Below are 18,308 nucleotides of genomic sequence, written 5' to 3' on the forward strand. Positions count from 1 at the left end.
TCGGACGGCCGTCCCCGGTGTTACACCCGCGCGGTCACCCGGCGTTCGCGAGCGCGCGGGTTCCGGCGGGCTGCCAGCCAGGCGGTCCGAGCACGAAACCCGTGCGCTCGCGCCAGTTCCGGGCCCCGCGCAGGTCCCGCAGGATCGAGCCGTACTCGTGGAAGCCGACCTTCAGCAGGTTGTACGAGCCGACGTTCTTCGTCAGCCCGTACGTCGGGCGCTTGCCCTCCGGTACGAAACTGCCGAACAGCCTGTCCCACAGGATGAAGATCCCGCCGTAGTTGGCATCGAGGTATTCCGCGTCGCTGCCGTGGTGGACGCGGTGGTGGGACGGGGTGTTGAAGACGTATTCGAACCAGCGCGGCAGTTTGCCGATCTTCTCGGTGTGCACGAAGAACTGGTACACGAGGTCGATCGACAGGCCGGTCAGGATCATCCACGGCGGGATCCCGCACAGCGCCAGCACCGACCAGAACGGCAGCTGGAAGTACGGGGTCCACTTCTGGCGCAGCGCCGTCGAGAAGTTGTAGTGCTCGCTCGAGTGGTGCACCTGGTGCCCGGCCCACAGCAGCCGGACGCGGTGGCTCGCCCGGTGGTAGGCGTAGAACACCAGCTCCTGGCCCAGCAGCATGAGCACCCACGTCCACCAGTCGCGCGGGTCGAACCGCACCGGCGCCAGCTCGAACAGCGCCGCGAAGACGACCAGCATCACCAGCCGGAACAGCGCGTTGACGCCGACCGCGACCGTGCCCATCAGCATGCTCGTGCGGGTGTCGGCGGGGCTGTAGCCGATGACGTTGTCGTCGTGGCCGAGCACGTGCACGGCGACGATCTCGATCGTCACGAACAGCAGGAACACCGGTACCGCGAACAGCACGGGGTCGCGCAGGTGCGCCAGGAACTCGGCCACGTCGCCTCCTAGAGTGATCTGACCTAGTGGTAACTTACCCGAGGGTCACTTCACGCACGGTAGGGTCTGGACCGTGACGGAGTCAAGACCGGTGGGGACCAAGGGCATGCCCCGCGAAGAGCGCGAGGCGCAGCTCGTCGTCGCCGGGACCGAGGAGTTCGGCCGGGCGGGGTACGCGGGCGCGTCGATGGCCGAGATCGCGCGCCGGGTCGGCGTTACGAAACCCTTGCTGTACCAGTACTTCGGCTCGAAGGACGGCCTGTACCTCGCCTGCCTGCACCGCGCGGGCGACCGGCTGACCGAGGGTGTCGCGACGACCATGGCCGCCGGCGGCGAGCCCGAGCGGATGCCGCTCAAGGTGCTTTCGGCGATCTTCACGACCTTCGACCACGATCGCTACGCCTGGCGCCTCCTGCGCGACGCGACCGTGCCGGGCAGCGGCGACATCGCCACCGCGGCCGCGGACTACCGGCACCGGCTGGACGCCTTCGCCCTCCTCGGCGCGACGCAGCTGATGACGTCCCGTGGCCTGGCCGACCCGGTCGACATCGAGGCCATCGCCCAGGTCTGGACCGGTGTGGTCGACTCGCTGATCAGCTGGTGGATCGACCGCCCGGACGAGGACGCGGCGGCGATGACCGCCCGCTGCGCCCGGATCATGGACCGCCTGTTCGGCTGGTGAGCTCGGCGAGGGCCACCCGTGCCCAGGTGAACAGCGCCGCGCTGTCGCCGCCGTGGGTCACCAACGCCGCCGACAGCGTCTCGCCCAACGCCTGCAACGGGTCCGGCTTCGCCGCGGCGAAGATCGCCGGGAACGCCATGGCCTGCTGCAGCGCGTTGTCGTGCCGCCCGTCCGGGGTGCGGACCAGGGTGTGCGGCACGTCGGGATCCGACAGCAGGCGGTCCCACGCCGCCGCCCGCTCGCCGAACGGCGGCGGCAGCGCGCGACCTTCGTCGAGCGCGCGCAACCCCTCGGCGATCCAGGCGACGCCGTCCAGGCCGGCCACCGAGAACGCGTGACGGGCCAGCCGGCGCGCCAGTGCGTGCTGCACCTCCGGCGCGGCACCGGTCGCGTCCGCGATGAACCCGCGGTCCTGTTTGGCCAGTTCACGCAGGGTGTGCGGCAGGTTCAGGAGGCGTTCGGGCGGCAGGGAACCACCCCACTCCCGCAGCAGCCGCTCGTGCCGGGCCAGCGCGTGGGCCTCCGCTTCCTCGCGCTCACGCGCCTCCCGGACGCGCGCCTTGGCCGCCGCGTGCTCCTCGGATGTCGGTTGCTCCCGCGCGAAACCGTGCCAGTACGCGGCGATCGCGCTGTGCTGCCGGACAACGATGTCAGGCGCCGGTGGTGCGGGCCAGAACTGCAGCAGGTAGCGGTCCTGCCCGGGTTCGCCGTCCAGCCGGGTGTCGAGCTCGCGGCCCGCGTCCATCCCGTAACCGCCGTAGCGGACGCGGTAGTCGCCCGGCGGCAGTTCGAGGTCCCACCAGTCCCCGCCGCCCCAGGTCTCCAGCCGGGCCGGACCCTCCACGCGGAACGGTGCCTCGACGACGTCCTCCCCGCCGGCGTCGGGCGGCTCGGTGTCGTGCACCTCGGCGGTGAACCCCACGGTCCCGGTGTGCAGCCCGGTGATCAGGAACAACACCCCGGGGGACGCGGCGCCGCACAGCCCGTTGCGCTGCCCGGCGAAACACGCCGTCAGGTCGCCTTCGAACGGATCATCCCCCTCGCTGAGCACGTAGATCTGTCCATAGTGGACGTGGACATCGCCGTGGACCACGGTGCGCATGCCCGCAGCCTGGCACAAAGCACCGACAGTTTCCGGCGCTACGGCGTAGCGAAACGGGGCTCTCGCGCGACTCAACAAGATAGTGTCCCGTCGAGAGGTGTCGAATGTCCGACTTGCCCGAAACCGTCCCCGTCGCCGACCGGCGGCTGGCCCGGCGGTTCACGGATGACCTGCTCGACGGCTGCCGCGTCCTCGCCACCGACTACGGCTACCGGCCGCTCCAATTCGAGCGAATGGTCCGCGAGCACGGCGGTGTCGAGGCCGCACGGCGGCTGCTGCGCGGCGCCGGGACCGCGGGCGGGTTCGCCTTGCTCTGGGAGAAGAACCAGCTCGCCCGCAGCTCCGAGGCGACGATGCTCCGCCCGGAGTACGAGACGCTGTTCACCGCCGACGAACGCCTGCTCGCCCGCCGCCGGCTGGAGGAGCACGGCTTCGACGTGGACGCCCACCTCGAGCGGGTCACCGCCGAGCCGGTGTGAAGCGCGGCTGAGGTGACCGGCGCCGCTCCGGTCACCCCAGCCGCGGTCAGGGGGCGGCGGGGAACTTCAGCCGCACGATCACGTTGTCCAGGACCGTCGGCGTGCCGCCGTTCATGTCGTTGTTCGTGGACGTCAGCCAGAGCCCGCCGTCGGGCGTCTTCGTCACCGAGCGCAGCCGGCCCCAGCGGCCGGAGAACAGCGTCGACACCGTGCCGACACCCGTGCCCGCCGCGGTGATCTGGGTGGCGAACAGCTGCTTGCCCGTGACGCCGGCGATGTAGATCCAGTCGTTGACGATCTCCACGCCGGACGGCCCGGCTTGCGACGTCGGCCAGGTCTTCTTCGGCGCGATGAAGCCGCTGCAGCTGCCCTGCGTGCCTTCGCAGCTCGGCCAGCCGAAGTTGCCGCCCTTCTGGATCAGGTTGAGCTCGTCCAGGCTGCTCTCGCCGAACTCCGCTGCCCACAGCTGGCCGCGCGAGTCCCAGGCCAGGCCCTGCGGGTTGCGGTGGCCGTAGCTCCAGACGTACCGCGCGTTGCCTCCGGTGGCGTAGAACGGGTTGTCGCTCGGCGCCGAACCGTCGCTGTTGAGCCGCAGGATCTTCCCGTTGAGCGAGCTCTTGTTCTGCGCGTTGTCACTGTTCTTCGCGTCGCCCACGGTGGCGTAGAGCTTGCCGTCCGGGCCGAACCTGATCCGGCCGCCGTTGTGGTAGCGGTTCTTCGCGATCCCGGTGAGCACCGGCGTCGACGTCGAGGACAGCGTGGTGCCGTCGTAGGTCATCCTGACGATCCGGTTGTCGCCGGAAGCCGTGTGGTAGACGTAGACCGCGTGGTCGCTCGCCCAGTTCGGCGAGATCGCGAGGCCGAGAACGCCGCCTTCGCCGGTGGTGGTCACCGCGCCCGGCACCTGGCCCAGCGTGGTCTTCTGGCCGGACGGCGTCACGAGCAGGATCTCGAACCGGTCCCGCTCGGTCACCAGCGCGTTGCCGTTCGGCAGGAAGTCTGCCGCCCAGCCGAGGTCGACCTTCGTGATGTCCTTGTCGTACTCCGGGATGCCCCCGGCGCCGCCCGGAACACTCGTCTTCACGGTCACCGCGTTGCTCGCGGCCGAGCTGTTCCCGTTGGGGTCACGGGCTTTCACCGTGAAGGTGTAGGACGTGTTCGGGCTCAGGTTCGTGACCGTCGAGGTGAGTGACGTCGTGGACGCGACCTTCGCAGCGCCTTGGAAGACGTCGTAGGCGGTGATCGTGCCGCCGTTGTCCGTGGAAGCGTTCCACGCCAGGGAAACGCTGTTCGCGGTGACACCGGTCGAGCGCAGGCTGCCCGGCACCGTCGGCGGCGTGGTGTCGTTGCTCGGCGGGGTGGTGAAGGCGACGACGTTGCTCTGCTGCGACGGGTTGCCCGCGGCGTCGTACGCGCCCACCGAGATGTCGTAGGCGGTGTTCGGCGTCAGGTTGTCCACGGTCGCCGAAGTCGTGTTGCCGTCGACGGTCTTGAGGATGTTGCCGCCGCGGTTGATCTCGTAGCGCACGATGCCGACGTTGTCGGTCGCGGCGGTCCAGGTGAACGTCGCCGCGGTCGGCAGGATGGTGCTCGCGGCGAGGTTCGACGGTGGTGACGGTGGTTCGCTGTCGGTCGGCGCGGTGAAGGTGTCGGTGAGCTTGTCCGCGTTCGGCCCGCCGTTGGCGGTGGTCGCGGCGGTGCGGACCTTGTTGACCCCGGCGGTCAGCTGCACGGTCGCGGTGACGGTCTTCCACGTCGTCCAGTCGCCGGTGGCGGGGAAGTCGACGGTGCCCTTGTCACCGCCGTCGACGACCAGCTTCACCGGCCGGTTGTCGGCGGTTCCGTTGGCGTAGCGGAAGGTCAGCGTGTGCGTGCCCGCCTGCGCGGCGTTCACGGAGTACTCGACGTAGCTCCCGGCGACGTTGTCGAAGTTGACGAACCCGGTGCCGGAGTACCCGGCGTGGTTCGACTCGACGGCACCCTGGGAGATCACGGCGCTCTCGGACTCGTAGTCCACAGCGGCTGCGGCATAAGCGTTTACTGGGGACATCGCGGTGCCGGCGAGCGCCGCGACGGCGATACCGGCCAGGGCCGCGCGCGACGGTGGGCGGGGTGCCACGGGACCTCCCAGAAATAGTTAGGAAAGTTTCCTATCTATGGGACAGATCACACACCCTGCGAGCGGGTCGTGTCAATACCGGACACACGCGCTCACCCACGGTGAAAACCGGCTTCCCGCTCAGCGGGGCGGAAGCGCCCGGACGGCCCAGCGCGACGGGGTTTGCGCGGCCTCCGCCGAAGCGCCGGGCCCCACACTCTGAAGCCCGAGTTCCACCAAACTCATCTTTCCCTGTGAAAGCTCGGCCTCGGGGCCCGGAACGAGCATCTTTCCCAGCGAAAGTGCGACTTGGGGAACGGCGACGGTCAGCCTGCTACCCGGGTTTCCGGAGCGGCGGTTTCGCCCGCCCAGTCCCGGGGCACGAGGAATTCGCCCAGTGCCGCTTCGGGGCTGCCCGGCTCCGGCGTCAGCTCGAACTCCCAGCGCGCCAGCGGCGGCAGCGCCATCAGGATCGCCTCGACGTAACCGCCGGTCTGCAGCCCGAACCGGGTGCCGCGGTCGTGCACCAGGTTGAACTCGACGTAGCGGCCGCGGCGGTAGAGCTGCCACTGCCGCTCGCGGTCGCCGTGGGGGAGGTCCTTGCGGCGCCGCACGATCGGCAGGTAAGCGGGGGCGATCGCGGCGATGCCCGCCGCGGTGAAGGCCGCCGCGCGGTGCCAGCCGTCCGGCCCCTCGGGGTGCAGGTGGTCGAAGAAGATGCCGCCGACGCCGCGCGTCTCGTCGCGGTGCGGCAGCGTGAAGTACTCGTCGCAGGCGCGCTTGGCCTGCGCGTGGAAGGCCGGGTCGAAGGTGTCGCAGTACGTCTTGAGGGCGCGGTGGAAGTGCACCGCGTCGTCCGCGAAGCCGTAGCACGGCGTGAGGTCCGCGCCGCCGCCGAACCACCACGTGCCGCCGGACTCGAAGTACCGGAAGTTGGCGTGGAACGCCGGCACGTACGGGTTGCGCGGGTGGACCACCACCGACAGCCCGGTCGCGAAGAACCCGCTGCCCGGGTCCAGCCCGTGCTGGCGCGCGACCGTCTCGGGCAGGCGTTCGCCGTGTACCGCCGAGCAGTTGACGCCGGCCCGCTCGAAGACGTCGCCGTTCTCCAGCAGCCGCGCCTGCCCGCCGCCCCCGCCGGGCCGCTCCCAGCCGGACCGGCCGAAGCGGGCCCCGCCGTCCAGCCGTTCCAGCTCGGCCACCAGCTCCCGCTGCCCGGCGTTCACCATTGCCGTCACGGCTTCGCGCCTGCTGTTCCCACCCGAAAGCATGAATCCCCACCCCCACCGCGAGATTAGCAGCGATCCGCAGGTGGGGGCGGGAATCCGGCCGGTCAGCCGGCGATCTCGGCCCGGGCGATCACCTTCGTGATCTTCGCCCGGACGAGTGCCTCCTCGGGGACGGCGTTGCGCTTGCCGTACTCCTCGGCGCGGGCGGCGCCCATGTACCGGCCGCCGATGCGGGTCGCCCACTCGAGCATCTCGTCGTGGTCGTGGGTCAGCCGCGCCTCGGCGGTGAACTGCACGTAGGAGAACGGCGGGCGCTGGTCGTCGACGGCCAGCGAGATCCGCCCGTCGCGCGTGATCGCCTTGCCCTTCAGCGTCTCGGTGCCGGTGTTGAAGATCAGCTCGTCACCGTCGGGCCCCTCGTTCAGCAGGAACCAGATCGGCGTCACGATCGGGGCGCCGTTGGCCCGGACCAGGCCGAGCATGCCCGTACGGGTGCCTTCGGAAGCGAACTTCCACCACTCTTCACGGCTCATCTCACGCATGAGAGCGACGTTAACCTGTCACCCGCGCGTGTGCAGAGGGTGGCCGACTAGCCTGGCCTGCTGTGCGAGACGACGAGACCGGGGGCCAGGGCCTGGCCGACGAGGGGCTGACGCGCCGCCTCAAGGCGCTGGCCTGCACCGCGCCGCTGCACGACCTCGACGCGCGGAAGGCGAAGCTCGACTGGGCCGACGCCACGATCTACCAGATGGCCGAGATCGCGCTGCACACGATCGACCAGGTCACCATCGCCATGGACTTCGACACCGGCGCCGGCCACGACGAGGTCATCGACCGGCTGCTGCCGTTCATCGCGGCCCAGGCGCCGTCGCGGATGCCGGAGGAGCACGTCCGCGTCGCGAAGTGGGTGCTCGACAACCTGATCAACGTCGGCACCACCGACCGCGGCTTCCGGCGTGTCTACGGCTCGATGGGGCCGGGCGGCTACCAGCGCCGCCAGTTCGACTTCAAGCTGCTCGTCGAGCTGGCCGCCCCGGGCGGCGAGGTCTACCTGCGCGCCACCGACGAGGCGATCAACGTGCTCGTCGGCGCCCTCGACACCGACGTCGAATCGGCGCAGATCGCCGCCGAGGTGAAGCTCGAGAACCTGATCAACCGCGGCCGGCTCGCCGACGCGAAACTGGCCGCCGAGCAGGCACGCTACCGGACCGTCCAGTACGGCGAGGTGCTGCGCGCGAAGCTCGACGCGACCCGCCGCGACGTCCGGTCCGTCGACTGGGAACGCGAGGTCCCGGAGCTGCTCGACAGCGCGCTGAGCCACATCGAAGCCCGCTTCCGCGCCGAGAACGCGATCCTCAAGAACATCACCACCGCCCGCGACGAGACCGAGGACCTCGACCGCAAGCGCCGCGCGGCCGAGCTCGTCGACATCGTCGGCGACTGCATCCGGCGGCACACGCGCCTGCAGTCCCGGCTGGCCGACGCGGGCGCGGTGTTCCGCGCCGAGCAGGACCGCCAGCAGTTCTCCGGCCCGCCGCAGCGCGCGACGCTCGACCTGTTCGGCCAGCTCCTGGTGCCCACCCTGGGCCTGCCGCTGGCCGACGCCGTCACCCCGGCCGAGCACTTCTTCCACGCCGTCGCGGGCATCTCCGCGCCGGTCGTGCCGTCGCTCTCGTCGCTCGTCTCGCTGCTCCTGCGGCCCGCACCGGAGCGCGACCAGCTGGTCGGCGAGATCCCCGAGCCGGAGCTGATGCCCGCCGACGTCACCGACAAGTTCGGCGACGACATCTGGCGCCGCGCCGACGAGCTGCTCGACCTGCCCGAGGTGCCGCGACGGCTGTCCGGCCTGCTCGAAGAGGCCCGCCGCAGCCGCCAGCCCGGGCTCCCGGCCCTGGTCGCGCTGCGCGCGGTCCACGCATACAGTCCCGGGATCGGCGCCGCCCGGCGCCAGGGGGACCGCTCGGTGCTGCTGGCCGTCGACGACGGCACGCTGCTCGACGACCCGGACTTCGGCGGCGCCGACCTGCTCCTGTCCACCGCGGCCGTCGAGCGCGCCGACGAAGAAGAGAACGAGGAGGTCGCCTGATGGCGCTGTCCCACAGCAGCGTGGACGCCGAAGCCGCGGCCCGGCTGGTCGCCTTCGGCATGCGGCCCAAGCAGCTGCCCGCCCGCGACGTCGTCTACGGCGACCTCGTGCGCCGCTACGGCGAGGACAACGCGTTCAAGGCGCTCACCCACGCCGTCGCCTCCGGGCTCGGGCTGATGGTCCTCGAGGTCAACCAGCAGGCCGGCGCGGTGCTCGCGGCCACCGACGAGTCCGTCTTCGAGATCAAGATGGACTCCTACGCCCGCCAGGCCAAGATCCGCGAGCGCCGTGACACCGAGAAGGTGCTGCACGGCCTCATCCACCTCGCCGCCGCCGCGCTCGGCTACCCGCGCCCGGACGACCTCGCCAACGACACCTACATCGGCCGCGTCAGCGTCGAACAGGTCGACGCGATGGTCCGCGAAGCCGCCCGCATGCTCGACGAACGCGCCGCCCAGGCCGAAGCCAACAACGACCCCCTGGCCGACGCGCCCGAGCTGGAACAGGCCTGGCGCGCATATACGAGGCGTCCGGCCGCGGCGGCCACCAAGGACGGCCGCCTCGCCGCCGACACCACCCGCGGCATGGTGTCGCGCGCGCTGCGTTTCCTCGCCGACCAGGGCTTCCTGGTCCCGGTGAGCGACGAGCAGGGCGGCACCTACCGCACCACACCGCGCTACCAGATCCAGGTCCGCGAACTCGCCGCCGACGCCGCCTTCGACGACCTGCTCGCGCTGGACGTCGTGGCCGTCGCGAACGACGGGGGCACGCTGCGCGCGACGTCCTCCGACACGCTCTAAGGGGAGTAGATGTACGAGCTTTCACGGGTCCGCCTGCATTCCGTGGGCCCGGCGGGCGCCCGCTACCAGGACGTCGTGCTCGACTTCAGCGGCGTCGGCGCCAAGATCACCGCGCCCCAGCAGGACGCGCTGTTCAGCGCCGGCATCCATGCGACCGGCCCCGCCGAGCTGCGCCGCCCGTCCCCGGCGAGCGTGCTGTTCCTGGAGAACGGCGGCGGCAAGTCCGTCCTCATCAAGCTGATCTTCTCGGTGATGCTGCCCGGCCGCCGCCAGGTCGTCGGCACCACCAGCACCAAGGTGCTCGAGAAGTTCGTCGCCGCCAAGGACGTCTCGCACGTCGTGCTCGAGTGGCTGCACGTCGAGACCGGCCACCGGATCATCACCGGCAAGGTCTCCGAGTGGCGCGGGCACGTCGTCTCCGCCGACTCCGAGAACCTGGCCGACTCCTGGTACTGCTTCCGCCCGACCTCGGCGCTGGGCCTCGACTCCCTGCCGATGACGGCCGAGGGCCGGCTGCTCACCATGTCCGGCTTCCACGACAAGCTCGCCGCGGCCCAGCTGGCCGAGCCCGAGCTGGAGCTGTCCTGGACCCGCCGCCACCACGAGTGGACCGGCCGCCTCGACACCCTCGGCCTCGACACCGAGCTGTTCCGCTACCAGCGCGCGATGAACGCGGGCGAAGGTGAGGCGGCGGACGCGTTCGCGTTCAACACCGACGAGGCGTTCGTCGAGTTCCTGCTGCGCGCCGTCGTCTCCGAAGACGAGCCGAAGGACCTCGCCGAGGTCGTCTCGACCTATTCGCACAACCTCGCGCAACGCGGGGACCTGTTGTCGGAACGCGACTTCGTCGCCGGCGCTCTCGACCTGCTGGGGCCGCTGGCTGCTGAAGAAGGTGTCGCGGCGGCGTCGCGGAAGATCGCCGGAGCGGCGAAGGCCGACATGGCCGCGCTGGCCGGCCGGGTCGTCGCGCGCAACGAGCTGGAGAACGCGCGGCTGTCCGGGCTCGAGGACCACGTCTCCGAGGTCAAGACCGCGGAGAAGCTCGCCGAGGGCGACCATCGACGGCTGGCGGCCGGGGTCACCGAACTGCGCCGCCTGGTCGCGGTGCTGCGCCTGGACGAAGCCCAGGAGGCCCGCAAGCGCGTCGACGCCGAACTGGCCGAGGCGAAGACGGCGGCCGAGGCCTGGCGCGAGACGGCCACCGTGCTCAACCAGCTGAACTCCGCCCGCAAGGCGAAGGACCTGCGCGAGCTGGTCGGCAGCCGCGAGGAGAAGGCGCGCCCGGCGCTGCAGGCGCGCAACACCGCCGCGGCCGCGCTGGCCCGGGGCCTGCAGTCGCTGGCGCAGGACGCCCAGCGCCAGGCCGACAAGGCCGAGGCGCACGCGGGCGCGTTGCGCGCCGAAGCGGAGAAGGCGCAGACCGAACGCGACGAGGCCGCCAACCTCGCGGCCGGGCGGCGCGCCGAGGCTCGCGGCCTGACCACGCGGATCACCGAGCTGCGCGAAGAGGTCCAGAACGCCGTCCGCGGCGGGCTGCTGTCCTCGGGCGCCGACGTCGCGGACACGTCGCGAGCGGCCCGTTCGGCCGCCGAAGCCGCGGCTGCCGAGCTGAGCCGCCGTGAGCAGGAACTCGACCGCGTCGCGGCGGATCTCCAAGCGGCACAACGGGCCGTGAACGAGGCGCACCAGCTCGCCGGGACGACCCAGGACCGCTTCGAGCGCGCCACTGAAGACCTCGACCGCGCCCACCGGCGTACCGACGCGCTCGCCGCCGAGGGCCGCCTGGTCGAGCTGCTCGGCGCGGACGACGTCGCCCTCGAGAGCGACCTTCCGATGCTGCTGGAACGGCTGCGCGAGGCGAGCGCGTCCGTCGAGAAGGAGCAGACCGCGCTGCGGATGGAGGAGTCCGCCGACGAGCGGGCCCTGTCCGCGCTCGGCTCCGGCGGGCTGCTGCCGCCACCGCAGGACGTCCAGGCCGCCCTCGACGCCTTGGAGGAAGCCGGGATCACCGCGTGGTCCGGCTGGCGTTATCTGTCCAAACTGGACGCCGCCCGGCGCGCCGAGGTGCTGGAAAGCCTGCCGCAGCTGGTTTCCGGCGTCCTGCTCAACGACGCCGCGCACGCCGACCGGGCCCGCGAGGTGCTGACGACGCGGCGGCTGCTGCCGAGCGCGATCATCGCCGTCGGCACCACCGAGGCCCTGCTGGCCGAGGCGGCGGCCGCGCCCGGCGTCGAGTTCCTCGTGCCGCCGAACCCCGCGATGTACGACGAAGAAGCGGCGGACGCCGAGCGGGAAGCCGTCGCCCGGCGCAACACCGAGCGGCAACGGCGGCTGGAAGCGTTGTCCGCCAAGCATTCCGCGGACGGTGCCCTGACGTGGAAGCTCACGACGTGGCGCGAGGACTACCCGCCCGGTGCCATCGCGACGCTCGCCGAGCAGGCCCAGGCGGCTCGCACCGCGCGCGAGACCGCGCGCACGGCGCTGACGCAGGCCGAGGCGGAATTCGCGCGGTTGAGCGAAAAGACGGCGTCGCTGCGCGAGCGCGTCCCGGAGCTGCGGGCCGCGGCGGCCGAGTCCGAGGAGCGGGCGCGGAAGCTGGGTGAACTCGCCGCACGGGGCGCCCGGATCGCGGAGTGGACCGAGGACGTCGAGCGCGCCACCGAGGTGGCCGAGCGCGCCGACCTGCAGGCGTCCGACGCCGCCGGCAAGGCCGCGCGGCTGCGGGAACAGGCGGGGGAGGAGCAGCGCACGGCCGACGGTCACCGCCGGACGGCGACCACCGCCCGTGCCGAACTCGCCGAGGTGCCGGGTGCGGCCGAGGCGGGAGACGGCCCGGTGCCGGCCGAGCCGGTCGACGCGCTGCGCCGGACGTACCTGTCGGCGTCCGAGTCGTACGCGAAGGTCGAGGTCGGCAGCGACCTGCGGGCCGAGCTGGAGCAGGCCGAGTCGGCCGAAGCCGCTGCGGGCTCGGCCGTCGAGTCGCTGGACGAAGCCGTCCGTGCCACCGCCGCCGAGCTACTGGAGACGCCCGACGGCTCCGACGCGTCCGCCCGCGCGGCGGCCCTCGCGCGCGCCCGGCGGGTCGTCGACGGCCTCGAAGACGAGCGCACCGAAGCGATCGGGCTCGTCTCGACGAGGCGCGCCGAGCTGGACGGGCTGCCGCTGCAGAACGGCGTCAACGGGGAAAAGCCGCGCGACATCGAGCACGGCCTGGAGCTGATCGACGCCGCCGGGCTGGAGGTGTCCGTCGCCGCACGGAAGTGGGAAGAGCTGCAGGAACGCCGGGCGGCGGCCGAAGAGACGCTGGACTCCGCGCGGAACTCCGCGTCCGGGTTCTCGCTGCTCGCCGACTCCCTGGCCCACCTGGTCACCGACAAGGACGCGGACGCCTACGACGGCGACGTCGACACCGCGCGCGCCCAGCACACGCGGCTCAACGCGACCCTCACCGAGGCGCAGGACGCCGCCGACGCGGGCGACCGCCGGGTGCGCGAGGCCGCGGACCAGCTGGCCCAGTACGCGACGGAGAAGCGCTTCGAGAAGCTGAGCACGCCGGTGCGGCAGCAGGTCATTTCGGTCAAGCGCGACCAGCTGCCCGCGCACGCCGCCGAGTGGGCGGAGGCGCTACGGCCGCGGCTGCGGTCGCTCACCGACGACCTCGCGCAGATCGACCGGCACCGCGGCGGCATCATCACCCGGCTGCAGGGCATGGTCGACGGCGCGCTCCGGCAGCTGCGCTCGGCCCAGCGCGTCTCGCGGCTGCCCGACGGCCTCGGCGACTGGTCCGGCCAGGAGTTCCTGCGCATCCGGTTCACCGAGCTGGAGGACAACGCGCTCACCGAGAAGCTCGGCGAGGTCGTCGACGAGGCCGCGGTGGGCAAGACCGCCGACGGCCGTGACGTCAAGCGCGACGGGCTTTCCCTGGTGCTGCGCGGGGTCCGGGCCGCGGCACCCAAGGGCTTCCGCGTCGACATGCTCAAGCCGGACTCGGTGCTGCGCACCGAACGCCAGCGCGTCTCGGAGATCCGGGACGTGTTTTCCGGCGGCCAGCAGCTGACCGCGGCGATCATCCTCTACTGCACCCTGGCGGCGTTGCGCGCCAACAACCGCGGCAAGGTCCGCAACCGCCACTCCGGCGTGCTGTTCCTGGACAACCCGATCGGCCGCGCGTCCGCCGGGTACCTGCTGGAGCTGCAGCGGGCGGTGGCCGAGGCGCTGGGCGTCCAGCTGATCTACACGACGGGCCTGTTCGACGCGGGTGCGCTCTCGGAGTTCCCGCTGATCGTCCGGCTGCGCAACGACGCCGACCTGCGCGCGGGCCGGAAGTACCTGTCGGTCGACTCGACGGTCCGCAACTCCCTGGACGACCTCGGCGACCCGGACGGCGTCGCGCGCCTCTCGGCGACCCGGATGTTCTCGCGGGTCGGGGACGTCCTCGACCCCGACGCCGGTGATGCCGCCGATTCCGCTGAGGACGAACAATCGGCGTGACGGGAACATCGGGCGGCGGTCCGGGGTTCACCCGCGCATGACGAACCTGGGGGCGCTCGGCGCCGCACTGAACACGACCGGGCCGGAGGCCGTCGCGGCCGCCGCCGAGCTCGAGGAGCTGGGGTACGGCACGGTCTGGCTGCCGGGCGGGCAGGCCAGCAACCTGCCGCTGATCGCCGACGTGATCCACGGGACCGCGAAGATCCCGGTGGCCAGCGGCATCCTCCCGGTCGACCGGGTGCCGTCGGCCGACGTGGCCCGGGCGTACGCGGACCTGCCGGCCGGGCGGTTCGTCGTCGGCCTCGGCGGGGCCCACGGCCCGCGGCCCTTCGCCACGCTGAACGACTACCTCGACGAGCTGGACGACACCGTCCCCGCGTCGGCGCGCATCCTGTCCGCGCTCGGCCCGAAGATGCTCGAGCTGTCGCGCGACCGCGCGTCGGGGGCCTACCCGTTCCTCGTGACGACGGACTACGTCGCGTCGGCGCGGGAGATCCTCGGCGCGGGCAAGCAGCTGGTGGTGCTGCTGAGCGTCGTCGCGGAGACCGACCCCGCCGCCGGCCGCGAGCGCGCCCGTAACGGCTCGCTGCGGTTCCTCGCCGGGATGCCCGGCTACGCGAACAACTTCCGCCGCATGGGCTTCACCGACGCGGACATCACCGACCTGTCCGACCGGCTGGTCGACGGGCTCACGGTGCGCGGCGACCTCGACACGGTCGTGGCCCGGCTGCGCGAGTACCGCGCGGCGGGGGCGGACCAGGTCGTCGTCCCGGCCGGCGACCTGCCCCGCGAGTGGTGGCCGGCGCTGGCGGAGGCCCTGCGGTGACGACGGCACGCGCTCGCGGGCTCACGCACGCGCCGCCGGCGGAGGTGTCGCTGCAGGAGGCACTGGCCGCCGTCGCCGACCCCGTCCGCCGCAGCATCCTGCGTGAGCTCGCGGCCGTGCCGGAGTGGACGAAGGCGTGCGGCACGTTCGACCTCCCGGTGGCGAAGGCGACCCGCAGCCACCACTTCGCGGTGCTGCGCGCGGCCGGCCTGATCGAACAGCGCGACGACGGCCCGCGACGCCTGAACCGCCTACGCCGCCCCGAATTCGACGCCGCCTTCCCCGGCCTCCTAGCCCTGGTCCTACGGGACCCGGCCGCAAAGCCGTGAAGGCCACCTTGAGGGACTCAGAGTCCCTCAAGGTGGCCTTCACGGCACATCCGCGTCAGTCGCCCCGGCCGGTGAAGGCGAGGGTGGTGCCCAGGCCGATCATCACCAGGCCGCCGGTGCCGCCGACCGCTTCCAGCCGCCGCGGCGAGCGGGCGAACCAGGCCCGCGCCGTGCCCGCGACCAGCGCCCAGGCGCTGTCGGTGGCCAGCGCGATCGCGGGCAGGCAGAGCCCGAGCACCAGCATCTGCGCCGGCACCGAACCGGCGGCCGGGTCGACGAACTGGGGGAGCAGGGCGGCCAGGAACACGATCGACTTCGGGTTCGCGAAGCCGACGACAAAGCCGTCACGCAGCACGGTGATCACCCGGCCGGGTGCCGTGCGCACCTGCGCGGCCATCGCGTCGGTCAGCCGGCGGCGGTGCCGCACCGCCTGGATCCCCAGGTACACCAGGTAGGCCGCGCCGGCGATCTTGATCGTGGTGAACACCGCGGCCGACGTCGTCACGAGCGCGCCGAGGCCGAACGCGACCGCGACGACCTGCGTGTACACGCCTGCCGAGTTGCCGAGGACGGTGAGGAGCGCGTCCCGCCGCCCGACGGTCAGCGCGCGGCTGATCGTGAACAGCACACTCGGCCCGGGGACGACAACCATCAGGAACGTCAGCGCGGCGAACGCCGCGAGGTGCGCGCTGGAGACCATGCCCGCGAGGCTAACGCCGTGGCCGGCGGGGTGACCACGCGTTTTCGTCGGTGCCGGGTGGTAGGAATTCCGGGTGCCTCTCGAGATCTCCACCGCCCAGCGCCGGGCCCGCCTCGGCGTCCGCCACCACCTCGCCGCGCCCGCGGCCACGGTCGAGGACGCCGTCGCGGGGGTCGTCGCGCTGCACGCCACCGACCCGGCGACCGTGCACCTCTCGGCGGCCGCCCGGCTCGACGGGCCCGCGATCGCCGAGGTCGAGCGCGCGCTCTACGACGACCGCACGGTGCTGCGGCTGCTCGGCATGCGCCGCACGGTGTTCGTCACCGGCCTGGAGACCGCGGCCCTCGTGCAGGCCGGCTGTTCGGCGGACATCGCGGCGAAGCAGCGGCGGCTGCTGGAGCAGCACCTCGGGCAGCAGGGCTACCCGGAGAACGTGCCGGAGCCGGGGAAGTGGCTGGCCGACGTCGAAACGGCGGTCGAGGCCAAGCTGCGCGGGCTCGGCTCGGCGACCGCGCAACAGCTGAGCGAGGCCGAACCCCGGCTGCGGCAACGGTTGCAGATGTCGAAGGGCAAGCCGTACGAGGCGATCGGCAACGTCACCAGCCGGGTGCTGTTCCAGCTGGCGGTCGACGGCCGCATCGTCCGCGGCCGCCCGCGCGGCACCTGGCTGAGCACCCAGTACGTCTGGCATCCCCTGGACGAGTGGGTGGCGAGCGGGCTGGCCCCGTGGAGCGCCGCCGAGGCGCGCGTCGAGCTGGCGCGGCGCTGGCTGCGGTCGTACGGCCCGGCTCCGCTGACGGACCTGCGCTGGTGGACCGGCTGGACGCTCGGCCAGACGAGGAAGGCGCTGGCCGAGCTCGAAACGGCAGACGTCGACCTCGGCGGCGTGCCGGGAGTGGCGCTGGCCGACGACGTCGAACCGGTGCCCGAGCCGCCGACCTGGGCGGCGTTCCTCCCGTGCCTCGACCCGACCCCGATGGGCTGGCAGGACCGCGACTGGTTCCTCGGCGAGCACAAGGCGGCGCTGTTCGACCGCTTCGGCAACGTCGGCCCGACGGTCTGGGCGAACGGCCGCATCGTCGGCGGCTGGGCCCAGCGTGAGTCGGGCGAGGTGGTGTTCCGGCTGCTGGAGGACGTCTCCACGGAGGAGAAAGCGGCGGTGGAGGCGGCGGCGGACCGCTGCGCGAAGTGGTTCGGCGTGGTCCGGGTGATCCCGCGGTTCCGGACGCCGCTCGAACGCGAGCTGGCCGGGTGAGGGGAGGACGGGAACTTGATCGATCGAGTCGCTCACCGCACCCGCGGCCCAGTACCAGCCGGCGAGGCAGCCGCACCCCGCGCGGCCAGCCGGAACCGGCGGACCGCGAGCCTGCCTGGTCCGCCGTGGTCCGGATGACGAACGCGTGAACTCCGGGCCTGATCACCCGCTCGCTTCTTAATCGATTCTTGACCCGTTCGCCAAGTGGTGGAAGTCTCGTCAGGGCAGTCAGGGACGCGCATGCCCGCACGCTAGGGTTGCCCGCGAGCCCGCAAGTCACGGCCGGGACTCCCGGCCGATCCTCAGAGGAGTGGCAGCAGTGACCGTTCGCGTAGGTGTCAACGGCTTCGGCCGCATCGGCCGCAACTTCTTCCGCGCCGTGCAGGCCAGCGGCCACGACATCGAGGTCGTCGCCTTCAACGACCTCGGCGACGTCGCCACCATGGCCCACCTGCTGAAGTACGACTCGATCCTGGGCCGGTTCCCGGGTGAGGTCAGCGTCAGCGACGAGGGCATCGTCGTGGACGGCAAGACCATCAAGGCCCTCGCCGAGCGCGACCCGGCCAACCTGCCCTGGGGCGACCTGGGCGTGGACGTCGTGGTCGAGTCCACCGGCTTCTTCACCAACGCCGACGCCGCCAAGGCGCACATCGCCGGCGGGGCCAAGAAGGTCATCATCTCCGCGCCCGCCAAGGGCGAGGACCTGACCGTGGTGCTCGGCGTCAACGACGACAAGTACGACGGCTCGCAGAACATCATCTCCAACGCCTCGTGCACGACGAACTGCCTCGGCCCGCTGGCCAAGGTGCTCAACGACTCGTTCGGCATCGAGCACGGCCTGATGACCACGATCCACGCGTACACGCAGGACCAGAACCTGCAGGACGGCCCGCACAAGGACCTCCGCCGCGCCCGCGCCGCCGCGCTGAACGTGGTGCCCGCCTCGACCGGCGCCGCCAAGGCGATCGGCCTGGTGCTGCCGGACCTGCTGGGCAAGCTGGACGGCTTCGCCTTCCGCGTCCCGGTCCCGACCGGCTCGGCCACCGACCTCACGGTGACGCTGAAGAAGTCCGCCACCGTCGAGGAGATCAACGCCGCCTACAAGGCCGCGGCCGACGGCCCGCTGGCCGGCATCCTGCGCTACTCGGTCGACCCGATCGTGTCCTCGGACATCGTCACCGACCCGGCGTCCTGCATCTACGACTCGCCGCTGACCAAGGTCATCGGCAACCAGGTCAAGGTCGTCGGCTGGTACGACAACGAGTGGGGCTACTCCAACCGCCTCGCGGACCTGATCAAGCTCGTCGGCTCGAAGCTCTGA

Annotated in this window: 15 protein-coding genes; 9 read left to right on the forward strand and 6 right to left on the reverse strand. The window is 72.0% G+C overall.

Annotated elements, in window-relative coordinates; translation table 11 throughout:
* Positions 1-34 precede the first annotated feature (34 nt).
* Positions 35-910, reverse strand: a complete 876-nt coding sequence (locus ACIOD2_RS30025) for a sterol desaturase family protein (protein ID WP_400545182.1) — start codon at positions 908-910, stop codon at positions 35-37.
* 73 nt (positions 911-983) lie between these two features.
* Between ACIOD2_RS30025 and ACIOD2_RS30030 the strand changes: the two genes are divergently transcribed.
* Entirely contained in the window at positions 984-1,592 is a 609-nt protein-coding gene (locus ACIOD2_RS30030; protein ID WP_400545185.1) for a TetR/AcrR family transcriptional regulator, read from the forward strand.
* Here ACIOD2_RS30030 and ACIOD2_RS30035 read toward each other — a convergent pair.
* A complete protein-coding gene (locus ACIOD2_RS30035) occupies positions 1,567-2,694 on the reverse strand; it encodes a hypothetical protein (protein ID WP_400545188.1) in 1,128 nt (375 codons plus the stop codon). The genes ACIOD2_RS30030 and ACIOD2_RS30035 overlap by 26 nt on opposite strands.
* A gap of 104 nt (positions 2,695-2,798) precedes the next feature.
* Here ACIOD2_RS30035 and ACIOD2_RS30040 point away from each other — a divergent pair, with 104 nt between their 5' ends.
* Positions 2,799-3,173, forward strand: a complete 375-nt coding sequence (locus ACIOD2_RS30040; protein WP_400545191.1) for a hypothetical protein — start codon at positions 2,799-2,801, stop codon at positions 3,171-3,173.
* Between the two features lie 46 nt (positions 3,174-3,219).
* On the opposite strand, the gene ACIOD2_RS30045 is transcribed toward ACIOD2_RS30040, so the two are convergent.
* The 3 genes from ACIOD2_RS30045 to ACIOD2_RS30055 form a co-directional block, all read right to left on the reverse strand.
* Positions 3,220-5,292: a PQQ-dependent sugar dehydrogenase gene (locus ACIOD2_RS30045; RefSeq protein WP_400545194.1), complete on the reverse strand. Its 2,073-nt coding sequence runs from the start codon at positions 5,290-5,292 to the stop codon at positions 3,220-3,222.
* A 305-nt stretch (positions 5,293-5,597) separates the two neighbouring features.
* On the reverse strand, positions 5,598-6,542 hold the full coding sequence (gene hemF / locus ACIOD2_RS30050; RefSeq protein ID WP_400545197.1) for an oxygen-dependent coproporphyrinogen oxidase: 945 nt from the start codon (positions 6,540-6,542) through the stop codon (positions 5,598-5,600).
* A gap of 62 nt (positions 6,543-6,604) precedes the next feature.
* Positions 6,605-7,042 carry a PPOX class F420-dependent oxidoreductase gene (locus tag ACIOD2_RS30055; protein ID WP_400545200.1) on the reverse strand — a complete coding sequence of 146 codons (438 nt, stop codon included), beginning with the start codon at positions 7,040-7,042 and terminating at the stop codon, positions 6,605-6,607.
* A gap of 62 nt (positions 7,043-7,104) precedes the next feature.
* Here ACIOD2_RS30055 and ACIOD2_RS30060 point away from each other — a divergent pair, with 62 nt between their 5' ends.
* From ACIOD2_RS30060 to ACIOD2_RS30080, 5 genes are read left to right on the forward strand one after another with little or no spacing between them, the layout of a single operon-like run.
* Positions 7,105-8,586, forward strand: a complete 1,482-nt coding sequence (locus ACIOD2_RS30060; protein ID WP_400545203.1) for a hypothetical protein — start codon at positions 7,105-7,107, stop codon at positions 8,584-8,586.
* On the forward strand, positions 8,586-9,386 hold the full coding sequence (locus tag ACIOD2_RS30065) for a hypothetical protein (protein WP_247049175.1): 801 nt from the start codon (positions 8,586-8,588) through the stop codon (positions 9,384-9,386). The genes ACIOD2_RS30060 and ACIOD2_RS30065 overlap by 1 nt, the downstream gene beginning before the upstream one ends.
* A 9-nt stretch (positions 9,387-9,395) precedes the next feature.
* Positions 9,396-13,877, forward strand: coding sequence for a hypothetical protein (locus ACIOD2_RS30070; protein ID WP_400545208.1), 4,482 nt, complete (start codon positions 9,396-9,398; stop codon positions 13,875-13,877).
* Positions 13,878-13,914: 37 nt separating this feature from the next.
* Positions 13,915-14,703, forward strand: a complete 789-nt coding sequence (locus tag ACIOD2_RS30075) for a TIGR03620 family F420-dependent LLM class oxidoreductase (RefSeq protein WP_400545211.1) — start codon at positions 13,915-13,917, stop codon at positions 14,701-14,703.
* Positions 14,700-15,032 carry an ArsR/SmtB family transcription factor gene (locus tag ACIOD2_RS30080; protein ID WP_400545214.1) on the forward strand — a complete coding sequence of 111 codons (333 nt, stop codon included), beginning with the start codon at positions 14,700-14,702 and terminating at the stop codon, positions 15,030-15,032. The genes ACIOD2_RS30075 and ACIOD2_RS30080 overlap by 4 nt, the downstream gene beginning before the upstream one ends.
* A gap of 55 nt (positions 15,033-15,087) precedes the next feature.
* Here the strand turns inward: ACIOD2_RS30080 and ACIOD2_RS30085 are convergent, their stop codons facing one another.
* Positions 15,088-15,732, reverse strand: coding sequence for a LysE family translocator (locus ACIOD2_RS30085; protein ID WP_400545217.1), 645 nt, complete (start codon positions 15,730-15,732; stop codon positions 15,088-15,090).
* A 73-nt stretch (positions 15,733-15,805) separates the two neighbouring features.
* Between ACIOD2_RS30085 and ACIOD2_RS30090 the strand changes: the two genes are divergently transcribed.
* Both ACIOD2_RS30090 and gap read left to right on the forward strand, forming a co-directional pair.
* Positions 15,806-16,987, forward strand: coding sequence for a winged helix DNA-binding domain-containing protein (locus tag ACIOD2_RS30090; protein WP_400545220.1), 1,182 nt, complete (start codon positions 15,806-15,808; stop codon positions 16,985-16,987).
* 319 nt (positions 16,988-17,306) lie between these two features.
* Entirely contained in the window at positions 17,307-18,308 is a 1,002-nt protein-coding gene (gene gap / locus ACIOD2_RS30095; protein WP_400545223.1) for a type I glyceraldehyde-3-phosphate dehydrogenase, read from the forward strand.

This window comes from Amycolatopsis sp. NPDC088138 (assembly GCF_044741685.1).
In the GTDB taxonomy this organism is placed as follows: domain Bacteria; phylum Actinomycetota; class Actinomycetes; order Mycobacteriales; family Pseudonocardiaceae; genus Amycolatopsis.

What these genes read in the sequence shown, in the direction of transcription:
- ACIOD2_RS30035 (WP_400545188.1), bottom strand. Translation starts at nt 2,694, where the DNA reads ATGCGCACCGTGGTCCACGGCGATGTCCACGTCCACTATGGACAGATC.
- ACIOD2_RS30040 (WP_400545191.1), top strand. Translation starts at nt 2,799, where the DNA reads ATGTCCGACTTGCCCGAAACCGTCCCCGTCGCCGACCGGCGGCTGGCC.
- hemF (WP_400545197.1), bottom strand. Translation starts at nt 6,542, where the DNA reads ATGCTTTCGGGTGGGAACAGCAGGCGCGAAGCCGTGACGGCAATGGTG.
- ACIOD2_RS30055 (WP_400545200.1), bottom strand. Translation starts at nt 7,042, where the DNA reads ATGCGTGAGATGAGCCGTGAAGAGTGGTGGAAGTTCGCTTCCGAAGGC.
- ACIOD2_RS30065 (WP_247049175.1), top strand. Translation starts at nt 8,586, where the DNA reads ATGGCGCTGTCCCACAGCAGCGTGGACGCCGAAGCCGCGGCCCGGCTG.
- ACIOD2_RS30070 (WP_400545208.1), top strand. Translation starts at nt 9,396, where the DNA reads ATGTACGAGCTTTCACGGGTCCGCCTGCATTCCGTGGGCCCGGCGGGC.
- ACIOD2_RS30075 (WP_400545211.1), top strand. Translation starts at nt 13,915, where the DNA reads ATGACGAACCTGGGGGCGCTCGGCGCCGCACTGAACACGACCGGGCCG.
- ACIOD2_RS30085 (WP_400545217.1), bottom strand. Translation starts at nt 15,732, where the DNA reads ATGGTCTCCAGCGCGCACCTCGCGGCGTTCGCCGCGCTGACGTTCCTG.